The sequence below is a fragment of the Rickettsiella endosymbiont of Miltochrista miniata genome (assembly GCF_964031245.1).
Taxonomy (GTDB): domain Bacteria; phylum Pseudomonadota; class Gammaproteobacteria; order Diplorickettsiales; family Diplorickettsiaceae; genus Aquirickettsiella.
This window is the reverse complement of sequence record NZ_OZ035017.1, coordinates 286,511-296,827: the sequence shown is the minus strand read 5'-3', so window position 1 is coordinate 296,827 and position 10,317 is coordinate 286,511. Positions and strand designations below refer to the sequence as shown.

The following is a 10,317-nucleotide window of genomic DNA, read 5'->3' as shown; positions in this document are numbered from 1 at the left end:
TAAAAAAAGGATTATTTTTATGATAGATAAATAAGAAATAGATAGAACAATTACAAACTCGCAAGTACCTGACTGTAGTCTTCTAGATGAACCTGAAGCATTAAATTACACCTTGCACAATGCCGTGAAAGCACAAAACAGTGATTTGGTAGCGCAGCTACTTGAAAAAAATGCGGATGCAATCCTGCTACGGGTGCTATTTTTTCTAAAGCAATTTCGGGTTCAATCAATTGTTTTAAAAAATTACCACATAGAAGCACCGTAACTGGGCTCGGAAAACTTCGCCTGTTGTTGGTACTGTTCTTTAAAATCTGGGTTAACACGAGAAGAGCTTAATAACATTAATCGCCCCTTTATGTGCATAGGCCACTAAGCTATCGGTGAACGGTTGCGAATAAACGACTGTTCCTGGCTTGATCCACCGCGATGATCAAACCATCCGCTGTATTCGTAATTCAGCTACAACAATTGGGAGATGGTCTTCTTTTGAAATGGTCCTGCGCTATGCGCATTTAAATAGTAACCATCTTAAGAAAGCAGCGGGAGAGTTGTTACAAATTCCCTATATCACTACCAAATTGCTTAAGCAGGAGGCTAGCTGGATGAAGGATAAACTGTTAGAATGCCGAGCTCTTTGGGAACACGCGCCCGTAGCTCAGCTGGATAGAGTACCAGGCTTCGAACCTGGGTGTCGGGGGTTCGAGTCCCTCCGGGCGCACCAGTAAAATCCCTATTATTTCTTTTATTTGACTGCGCTGATGTCATTTTGCAATTCAAATACTACATCAACCTGATCCTTAAAATGGATAGTTTGTTGTTGGTAAGTTTTATCTGCGTTATTTGCTATCGCGTTTTCCGTTCGTAAAAACATAACAGGTCCTGGCATAGATTGGTCATTATCTCCCTGATAATGAATACTATAAGCAGGTCCCAGTTTAAGCTTAAAACCCTCAGCCAATGAATTTGCTTGTAAAATAGCAGTCTGAATGGCTTTTTTACGCACTTGTTCACGGTAGTTATTTGAGTTTGCTACGCCTAATTTTATAGCGCGAATCTCATTCAATCCCATCTTCAACGCGCCATCCAATAATTCATTAAGTTTAGCTAGCTGACGTACTGTTATTTGCAACTGACGTACGGCACGATAGCCTTTCAGCTTCGTTTCTCCTGCCTTTTGATAATCATATTCCGGTTGTGTACTTAAATTAGCCGCATTAATATCTTTCTGCTCAATACCGTTTTTACGTAGAAAATCAAAATATTGTGACACTCGTTTATCAACCTGTTTTTTAGCTGCAACGACATCTTTAGCTGAGTAGCTCACTTCAATCGTGATAGTGGCAATATCTGGCGTTACATCAATGCTGGCGTTGCCTGTAGTGCTGAGATGTGGGCCTGCTGGCATTTCGTCAGCATTAATGGGTAGCATTAAACCGAATGAGGTTAATCCTATGATTACGGCTAAAGTCAATGTTCTCAACTTCACGTTGCCTCCGATCTCAAATATAGATAGTACTATTTTTCTAGGAAAAAACCATGCTTGTTTTGATTTAAGAATGCCGTTTTTTCACTTATTAAGCAACTCAGCTAGTTTAGATAGATAGTCGAGGGTAAAGAAGGATATCATTTGAACGACAACTAATCGGTTGGGGCTTAAAAAAGCTGTGGCTATTGTTTTTTATCGTCTTGGCAGCCTCGACAACTTCAGGTTGGTTACGATACAACGCACTACACAAAAATGCCGCGAAAGATACTGCAGCTACGGCAATTCCGCAAGTAGCCGCACTTAAGCCAAGCGCAATTACAGTCACCGACACGATGGCAACAGCGGTCATAAATACGGCGCATAAACCCCATGACCATCGAGCACGTTCGTGTATCTCCAATTGTTGTTGTTGATGCTGACGAAAATTTAATAATTTCAGTAACTCTTTACACTCCTGTGATTGAGGTGTAAGCCCATTTAGAAAAGCTATTTCTTTTCCCTGATTTTTTGCTTCTTGATAATCATTGGCTACTTTACCGACCATTGTCTGTATTGCTGTTGATTCCACATTTTCAATTATTTTATTTAAATAGTTTATTCTGGCAGCGTGTAATTTTACCTCACGATGTTCTAGGGCCCAAGAGAAAAACATAGCCGCTGCGAAAGCAAAACTGGACACACCCGCTGCAATAGCTGAAAGACCCAATGATGCATGGATCCCTATATAGACTATATCGGGGTTTAATAGCAGACTTGCAATGGTACCCGCTAGCATCTGGATGCCAGATACTATATTGATGCCTTGAGACCATGCATCATGGTTTTCTCCTTCTTTGGCAGCAAGTATAAATGTCCCGAGCGTATCTACCAGATTCCAAGCAGCACCTATAATGGCGATAGGTAGAGACATGTGTTTTAGTAGAGAGAGTACAGCTATTACACCATTGAATAAGGTGTAAAACCAATTCATCACTGATTCAGCAATAGTAGCTGCTGTCACATCAGAAGACACCGCAGCATCAATAGCTGCTGCAGCATCAATGACCATTTCAGAATAAATAGCCGCTATATCTTGGATAGTCGGATTGGATTTAAGAAACTCTAAATAGGCTTTTTCAAAGTAAAGATTATCTGAACTATGCAGGAATGGACGAACTTTAATCTCTGAATTTTTCCTAAAATACTTTTCAAAAAAAGAATCATCTCTCAATTTATTGAAGTCCCTCATTATGGCCCCTTTCATAGAACTCTTTTTATTTTTAATAGCCTTCAGTTAGAGGCTATAAAGCAACCTGGATATTTTCTGATATATCCTCTTTCCAATATCCACTATATAGGCATTAGCTTAAGGCATTATTAATGCAGATTTAGTGTATTTTGCCTGTCTCGCATAGGGACAGAAAATAGAGGAAAGATAGCTGTCGAATCAGCTTTCTTAATACTACCAGCGAAGCTTAGTACAGTCCTAGAAAGCTGAGGTTTTTAGCCCCGAAATTTATTTCATATACTCATTCTTCGGTGACTAATATTTGAGCTAAGGTTTTTTTCTTTGCCTGTATTACTTTGTGATTCGTATGTGAAAAACCTTAGATCCGCAACACTTTGGCTTCTCCTTACCTCATTGCGGTTATAGGGAATAGGTATTCGCCCTTTCTCCTTATCAAAGACGGTATTTTGAATTTGTTGTTCTCGTACTTGCGCTTCTTTACTTAGCAGGATCTTAGGGAAATTTTGTTTTAGCAAGTCATTTTCATTTATTCGGCTATCTATTTTAGAAATAGCATCCAGCAACTTTTCTAATTTCTCGCTGATCTCTTTTTCGTTGATTTCAGGATCATTTTTTTTATTTTTATTTAATGTTCTTCCAAGGTTCTTGCAAGCTTTCCTTTTATGCTCAAGATAACTTCGAAATTGTGTCAAATTAGCTGAAGCATTATTATAGTTATCTTTATATTCATCTTTTCTAAAGTTAATAGGCAAATTCCATATCTTATAAAATTCATTATCTTTTAGTTGAAGCTTTAAGAGATTGATAATATCAAAAATGATCAATATACATTCACAGTAATCATTAGTGACCGTTAGATTATCTAGAATTAGCGTTGAATCTTGCTTGATCTGCCTATTAAGTATGTGATCTGCATGCGAAAAATTCTTTTGGCCATGTCTATTAAACATTTTCGTTATTAACGGTACATATTGCTCTTTATAAATCTGCATCTTATTGCTGATTCTATTTAAAAAAATATCCAGCAAATTAATATATAATAATAAAAGAGTATGTAACTCATCCTCTCGAATCTCATTTTTTAAAGAAAATGAACACGTTTCTAGTTCCTTTAATAAGGCTTTGTCTAATAATTTTTCTATGGACGTTAACCCCATATATTCAGCAATTTCTTTGGTAAGAATTTGTTCTTTACTATTAAATAGGTTTTCTTGTTCTCGATATTTTTCATTAGGAATAGTTGAAAATTTCTTAGTTAGCTCATTTTGAAATTGATCTATAAAAGAATGCGGCACAAGTTTTGCAGCTTGATTTTTTTTAATCGCTAAAGCTTCCTCTTCTTGTTTGGCCTGTTTTAATTTTCTTTCTGCAAACTGTTGAGCGGCTTGGATTGTTTGTTTACTGGGCTGTTGTATAGATTGTGTTGATAATACTTTGCGGGTGTCGATTTCAATCTTTTCTTGTTCTGCAAGCTTTATCGCTTCTCGTGCTGATTGTGCATAAGCTTGACGATTGGCACGGTCACAGGCCTGCCATTTATTCCTCATTAATAAGATCTTCTTGCATATTAGTGCAATGGGTTCTTTTGGATTTTCAAGCAGAATTTTTTCAATTTCTTCTTCCAATAAATTAGGATTTTTGTCCGGGTCATAGATTCCTAACTTGTAAATATACATTAAAAAAATATTGTCAATTAAAGACAGATGTTTATTATAACATTCAAATATGAACATTCTGTTTAGGGTAGTAGTCGCTAAAGCAAAATCTAATGTTCTATCCATGAAAACGATAAATTCCCGTCTGAGTGACATTTGCAAAGAATTTTGTTTCTGAAACTCCAAAAAACTAGTTTTTATATCGTTTAATATCTTATCAGGATAATATTTGATTAAAATATCTGCCATTCGCAAGGGACAGGGTAATATAGAAATTATTTCATCATCTGTTAATAAGTATGCATTAAACATAAAATTTATTAGATCTTCGGCCGATAAAACTTCCGTTAAAACTGATAAGGCATCTATGAATAAATTAAAATTTTTAGATTTTGAATGGCTAACCCACAATAACATCGAACACAAATAAGAAATCTGCATTTGTTTGAATGAGTTAGACTTTGGCTTTTCAAATAAAATACCATTTAAATTTTTAAAAAAAATAATCCGCATTTTTTCCAACGAATAAAACAACCCCTCTAAATCAAAGTAATCGCGAATTGTAATAGGATAATAGGGAAGCAGTCGATTCATTATTGCAAAAATTTTCCTGCAAGTTAAATCGTAGTTTTTTTTATCATCTAAGTTAGAAATAAGGGATTGTAGCTTACTTAATAAAACCACAGATATCAAATCTTGCTGGTCAATTTTTACTAAAGCTTGAACTTCAGAGTCATATTGACAAGATAAGTCAAAAAGTTTTTTTAAATATTTTGCACTTAATTTATCACCAAATGCTGCAGTATCTATTGCATCCTTACATTCATAACCTGAACTTGATTTATATGATTCAAAAAAATCTTTTAAAATAGAAATCTGAATACGAGTTTTTTCTTTTATTTTTTTATCATCGAAAAATAAATTAAAATTAGAGTCTGCAGTATCTATTTCAAATTGATCCACCGAGCTATTATCGAGTGGTTGTCGTTTTTGATATTTATTCTTAGGCATAGCATATCTCAAGCGATAAATGTAAGGTAAAAAATAATTACATTTTTAGATATGTTAATTGATTTACACAATATTTAAAATAGAATAAGCTACTTAAAATATTTTTTTGGTAAAATGGATAAATATGTATAGTGGGGATATAAAATACAAGCTCAAGCAACAACGGGTACATTTAGTTTCTATAAGGAATTTACTAATCAAACAGTTCGAGTTAAAAGTTAAAATTATAGGGTTTGTAAGACATTCAGAAGAGCAACTGAATCAGATCTTACAACAAGAAAATCTACCCCCTGATAAAATTAATTATTTAAGAGAGAAACTAGCGGATGATCAACATTTGTATGCTGCTTGCAAGACGCTTATTCACGAACTTCGAGCCGACATTACAGCAACAAAAAAAGAAATCGAAAAATCAAAGCTTAAACTTCATCATATATTCTTCCCTCAAAAAACCTGTGGTTTTTTTAAACAAAAAAATGATGATGGCCAATCTTCAAGTTTCTCTCACCAGTCCGATCATATAACCATTTTACAAGGCTAACTTTTTAAGGGAGCGTAGTGGCTGCAGCTGAACCATTGTAATCAAAATTCATGGTGCACGAATACCGAGAAGGGTCGCCCATGGGCACATTTACTCCATTATGTGAAATAGGGGCTGTTACATATTGGCAGACTACATTGATACCTTGTAAATATTGTTTACTCATTCCGGCATCCGCATGTACCTTCGGCCCGGTCAGATAGGTAAATAATTTTTTGGCTTCTATTCCTTGAATTGCAACATTCATTACGTTAGATTGGGCTAAGCTATTAGTACTTACCATATACATCGATAATGAAATGAGAAAAGCCACATGCTTAATCAATTTACCATTCCTTTTTGCTTGCATAGATAGCCCCTATCAATAAGAAAATTTTAAGGTAGTCGACAATTTCTAAGTTTTCCAGTCTTTTTTAAAGTACTTTAAACGCTTTAATCGTAGCAATGCGTGAGGCTTTAAAATCTATGATCGGCCTAGCGTAACCGCTTTGTAAAGCAAGCGTCGGCGCCCGATGATGTGGATCATGAATAGTACGAGCATCAAATGCACCGAGTTCCGGACAATATTGGCGAATGAAATCGCCTTGCGGGTCGAAACGCTCGCTTTGACGAATAGGATTAAAAATTCGAAAATAAGGTGTCGCATCTGTCCCAGTCGATGCGCTCCATTGCCAACCTCCATTATTTGCAGCTAAATCACCATCGATTAAATGCCGAATAAAAAAATCCTCGCCTAGGCGCCAGTCGAAAAACAAATTTTTAGTTAAAAACATCGCGACTATCATACGTAAGCGATTGTGCATCCAACCGAGTTGCTTTAATTGACGCATGCCGGCATCAACAATAGGATATCCGGTATTTCCTTGTTGCCATGCTAATAATTGTTTTGCGTTATATCGCCATTTTAATTTGTCCGTTTCTAATCGGTAGGGTTGATGTTTTGATAGTCGTGGTATTGCATCTAACAAATGTTTGTAAAAATCACGCCAGATTAATTCATTAATCCATGTCGTCGCTCCTTTGTTACCTCCATCATACTCACCTTTATTGGCCATTAAAGCGGCCAGTAAGCATTGACGGGGTGAAATCATGCCGGTCGATAAATAAGGTGATAATAAACTTGTCCCGGATAAGGCTGGAAAATCGCGCGTTTTATAATAATCAAATAAATCATTTTTAATAAATTTTTTTAATCGACGTTGTGCCTCATTTTCGCCGGATGGCCAGATAATCGTTGAGGAAAAACCGGATAAGTGAAGCGGAATTTTACTCGATCGAATTTCTAACCCATCTTGTCGTTTCGGGAGTGAGTAATGCGGAATTATATTTTGATTATTTAATAAAAATTGTAGATACGCTCGTTTATAAGCGGTAAAGACACTAAAAGTTTTACCTTGTTTAGTTTGCACTATACCCGGCGGTAATATCACTTGATCATCATAGGTGTTACATTTGATACCAAATTGATTTAAATAATCACACACTGCTTGATCACGTTGTTTTTCATCCACTTCATATTGTTTATTAAAAAAAAGAGCGTCAAGCTTATATTTTTTTGTGCATTGATATAATTCTTGAGCAATATCCGCAGTTTTCTTAACCTGTTTAATTAATAAAGGAATACCCCTAGTTTCTAGATTCTGACTTAATACTAACAATCCAGAGAGTAAAAATTGGACGCGACAAACCGCCATGTGATGCTTTTTCCAGAAACTGGTATCTATAATATAGACTCCTATAATTCCGTCTGTACATTGTTTGGCAGCATGATACAGCGCCGTATTATCATGTAATCTTAGATCTTCACGAAACCAAACCAGGCCTTTCATGGCTTTCCCTTTTAATTAAAATTAAAAATAATCTGACTATTATAGATTATGATTTTAAATCTCCTTATTTGAAATATACATCTTTTAAAATTATGCTATATTATACAGAATAATAAACAATGATACTTTCATGAAAGCACTATGCCTAACTCTCATTTAAAATTAGAATTTTTTCCTAAACACTACGAAATTTTTGATGGTCAGTCGCTTGTTATTTGTGATATCAAAAGCAGCGAAGATAAAAAGTTTCATATTCAACTTCGCTTTATTCAAAAAAAATCTCACAAGATAAACTTTAGTCAGTTAGAGTCTGATTTAAGAAATTGTATTGTTAAAATACGAGCTAATAATTCACTATATTTTAACGATGAAAATAAAATTAATTTTTTAAATACTTTTAAAAAAATAGGTCTTGATCTAAAATTAACTGAAATTATTCAAAATAAATCTCGTTTTAAAATTGACAACCAATCTAAATTAATTAAGGAACTCGATAAAAACTTAATCGCTTTATTCTGTATCGATTCATCTGCGAACTTTAATTTTGGCTATGAAATCCCTGAAAATTTTTCAGAAAACAGCGCGCCATTATGCTGTGTACAAATCTTCTCTGGCAAACAATTATCAAAAAAAATATATCTTTTTCCTAGTAGTGCGCAATCTTTAACAAATACAGTTTCTACATTAAAAAATAATCCTTCTATTAATTTACAAGATTTAGAAATTCCTTATGTAGAATATATTCCTTCTCGTTCCAAATCAGAACAGCAATATGATAGAGAGATTCAGGTTCGTATAAATCTACAAACGATTATTGCTGAAATTATTACTCATCTTGAAAAGCCGAAATGTTTTCGAAAAAATGGCGCAGAAAAAACTAGTATATTTAAAAATCTGGCTAAATCTATTGCTAACGGTGAAGCATTAGGCAATATTTCCTCCAAATTAAATGAGCATGATACCTGGAAGCTTCTCGCTCAACATAGAGATCCCTGGGGCTTTCTTTCATTCTTTAAAAGTAAAACCCATTCCTTAATGGCATGGAAAGCGTTGAAAGATGAAATCTCTAATTTTGCTAGCTCATCACACCTGCAAGCGCTGTCTAATTAATTCATAAGATAATCAAGTTTTTTTATCTATAGCTTAATTTTCTTTACCAATTAAACTTATGAAGCTACACTTTTATTAATCGGCTTGTTGATTTTTACGCATTTCCACATAAGTAGCACATGATGAACAATTATAAATTACTTATCCTAGATTTTGATGGCACACTTTGCGCCACACACGATGCCATATTATTTTGCATCAAGCGAACTTATGAAATTTTGCATATGACCATGCCAAACCATGATTTCATCGATGAAACCATACGTGCAGGTCTAGGCATGGAAAAATCCTTAAATATTCTTAGCCCTGATCTTACACATCAGCAAATTCATCATTTATTAAACACCTACGAAGCAATTTATTTAGCTGAGGGTGAAGATAAAAGCGCGCCATTCCCTAAAGCCGCCGAAATATTAGCGCAACTTCATGCTGCGGGTTTCATACTCACGGTTGTCAGTAACAAAGCCGTCGCAGCAGTGGAGACCGCCCTAGAACGCTTCGGATTAAAACAATATATAGACATGGTCATCGGCGATACTAAAACACTGAGAAAAAAACCCGATCCAATGGCTTATACTGATTTCATAAAACCAAAATATAACGATATAAACCCGAAACAAATCTTAATGGTAGGGGATACACCGGCCGATTTATTATTTGCACAAAATATTGGTGCTGACTCTTGTTGGGCAGAATATGGGTATGGTGACGAAAAGGCTTGTCTGGCTGTTCACCCCACTTATACGATTAAGCACTTAGCGGATATTTTGGCTATTTTATTTTAATTTACTTGCTTGGTACGATTTGCTGTAGCTTTTTTTCTATGGCTGTTAATCGGCCATCAATATTAGCAAAGTAATTCTGCACGGTTTCCACCAGCACCATAGTTTTCATATCAGGTTCGATATTAACTTTATCACCGATATTTTTGTTGGAAAAATTGGTTTTGCGTAATGTTTCTGGAATCAAGTGCACTTCAAAACTAAATTGTTTTTTATCCGTCAAGCCTACGGTTAAACTGGAACCATCCACCGCGATATAACCTTTTGGTTTGATAAAAGCAAAACACGCCGGAGAAGTTTGAATAGATAAACACAAATTCTCACCATTGATTTTTTTATCGGTAACTATCCCTGTCTCAAATATATGGCCACTCAGTTCATGCCCTCCTATTTCATCGCCAAAGCCTACACTCCTTTCCACACTGACCTTTCTACCAATAAATAGTTCATTTAAAGTGGTTTTGGCTAAAGTTTCTTGCATCGCATCAAAACTGACTTCATATCCATGTATCGAAACTACTGTTTGACACACCCCGTCAATAGAAACACTTGAACCTATTTTTAAATCTTTTGCCAATTCTTCAGTTAAAACGACACTATAATGGTACAGTCCCGGCCGTTTAACGAGTGATTTTACAATAAATAAACCTTGCGTAATTCCAGAGTACATAGGAA

At 35.2% G+C, this 10,317-nt stretch carries 9 protein-coding genes and 1 tRNA gene; 4 read left to right on the top strand and 6 right to left on the bottom strand.

The features are described from left to right. Positions 1-644: 644 nt before the first annotated feature. A tRNA-Arg gene (locus tag AAHH40_RS01390) sits at positions 645-721 on the top strand. Between the two features lie 21 nt (positions 722-742). Here AAHH40_RS01390 and AAHH40_RS01385 read toward each other — a convergent pair. The 3 genes from AAHH40_RS01385 to AAHH40_RS01375 form a co-directional block, all read right to left on the bottom strand. Beyond that, positions 743-1,486, bottom strand: coding sequence for an oxidative stress defense protein (locus AAHH40_RS01385; protein WP_342220344.1), 744 nt, complete (start codon positions 1,484-1,486; stop codon positions 743-745). Positions 1,487-1,592: 106 nt separating this feature from the next. Then, positions 1,593-2,714 carry a hypothetical protein gene (locus tag AAHH40_RS01380; RefSeq protein ID WP_342220343.1) on the bottom strand — a complete coding sequence of 374 codons (1,122 nt, stop codon included), beginning with the start codon at positions 2,712-2,714 and terminating at the stop codon, positions 1,593-1,595. A gap of 272 nt (positions 2,715-2,986) precedes the next feature. Then, positions 2,987-5,380 carry a hypothetical protein gene (locus AAHH40_RS01375; protein WP_342220342.1) on the bottom strand — a complete coding sequence of 798 codons (2,394 nt, stop codon included), beginning with the start codon at positions 5,378-5,380 and terminating at the stop codon, positions 2,987-2,989. Between the two features lie 124 nt (positions 5,381-5,504). Here AAHH40_RS01375 and AAHH40_RS01370 point away from each other — a divergent pair, with 124 nt between their 5' ends. Further along, positions 5,505-5,921, top strand: a complete 417-nt coding sequence (locus AAHH40_RS01370; protein WP_342220341.1) for a hypothetical protein — start codon at positions 5,505-5,507, stop codon at positions 5,919-5,921. Positions 5,922-5,925: 4 nt separating this feature from the next. Here AAHH40_RS01370 and AAHH40_RS01365 read toward each other — a convergent pair whose 3' ends face one another. Together AAHH40_RS01365 and phrB are read right to left on the bottom strand one after the other, a co-directional pair. Continuing rightward, a complete protein-coding gene (locus tag AAHH40_RS01365; protein ID WP_342220340.1) occupies positions 5,926-6,270 on the bottom strand; it encodes a hypothetical protein in 345 nt (114 codons plus the stop codon). Positions 6,271-6,334: 64 nt separating this feature from the next. Next, positions 6,335-7,750, bottom strand: coding sequence for a deoxyribodipyrimidine photo-lyase (gene phrB / locus AAHH40_RS01360; protein WP_342220339.1), 1,416 nt, complete (start codon positions 7,748-7,750; stop codon positions 6,335-6,337). Between the two features lie 141 nt (positions 7,751-7,891). On the opposite strand from phrB, the gene AAHH40_RS01355 reads away from it, so the two are divergent. Continuing rightward, positions 7,892-8,860, top strand: a complete 969-nt coding sequence (locus AAHH40_RS01355) for a hypothetical protein (protein WP_342220338.1) — start codon at positions 7,892-7,894, stop codon at positions 8,858-8,860. Between the two features lie 119 nt (positions 8,861-8,979). After that, positions 8,980-9,645: an HAD family hydrolase gene (locus AAHH40_RS01350; RefSeq protein WP_342220337.1), complete on the top strand. Its 666-nt coding sequence runs from the start codon at positions 8,980-8,982 to the stop codon at positions 9,643-9,645. Between the two features lies 1 nt (position 9,646). On the opposite strand, the gene AAHH40_RS01345 is transcribed toward AAHH40_RS01350, so the two are convergent. Continuing rightward, positions 9,647-10,312: a riboflavin synthase subunit alpha gene (locus tag AAHH40_RS01345; protein WP_342220336.1), complete on the bottom strand. Its 666-nt coding sequence runs from the start codon at positions 10,310-10,312 to the stop codon at positions 9,647-9,649. Between the last annotated feature and the right edge of the window lie 5 nt (positions 10,313-10,317).

What these genes read in the sequence shown, in the direction of transcription:
- AAHH40_RS01370 (WP_342220341.1), top strand. Translation starts at nt 5,505, where the DNA reads ATGTATAGTGGGGATATAAAATACAAGCTCAAGCAACAACGGGTACAT.
- AAHH40_RS01355 (WP_342220338.1), top strand. Translation starts at nt 7,892, where the DNA reads ATGCCTAACTCTCATTTAAAATTAGAATTTTTTCCTAAACACTACGAA.
- AAHH40_RS01345 (WP_342220336.1), bottom strand. Translation starts at nt 10,312, where the DNA reads ATGTACTCTGGAATTACGCAAGGTTTATTTATTGTAAAATCACTCGTT.
- AAHH40_RS01380 (WP_342220343.1), bottom strand. Translation starts at nt 2,714, where the DNA reads ATGAGGGACTTCAATAAATTGAGAGATGATTCTTTTTTTGAAAAGTAT.
- phrB (WP_342220339.1), bottom strand. Translation starts at nt 7,750, where the DNA reads ATGAAAGGCCTGGTTTGGTTTCGTGAAGATCTAAGATTACATGATAAT.
- AAHH40_RS01375 (WP_342220342.1), bottom strand. Translation starts at nt 5,380, where the DNA reads ATGCCTAAGAATAAATATCAAAAACGACAACCACTCGATAATAGCTCG.
- AAHH40_RS01365 (WP_342220340.1), bottom strand. Translation starts at nt 6,270, where the DNA reads ATGCAAGCAAAAAGGAATGGTAAATTGATTAAGCATGTGGCTTTTCTC.
- AAHH40_RS01350 (WP_342220337.1), top strand. Translation starts at nt 8,980, where the DNA reads ATGATGAACAATTATAAATTACTTATCCTAGATTTTGATGGCACACTT.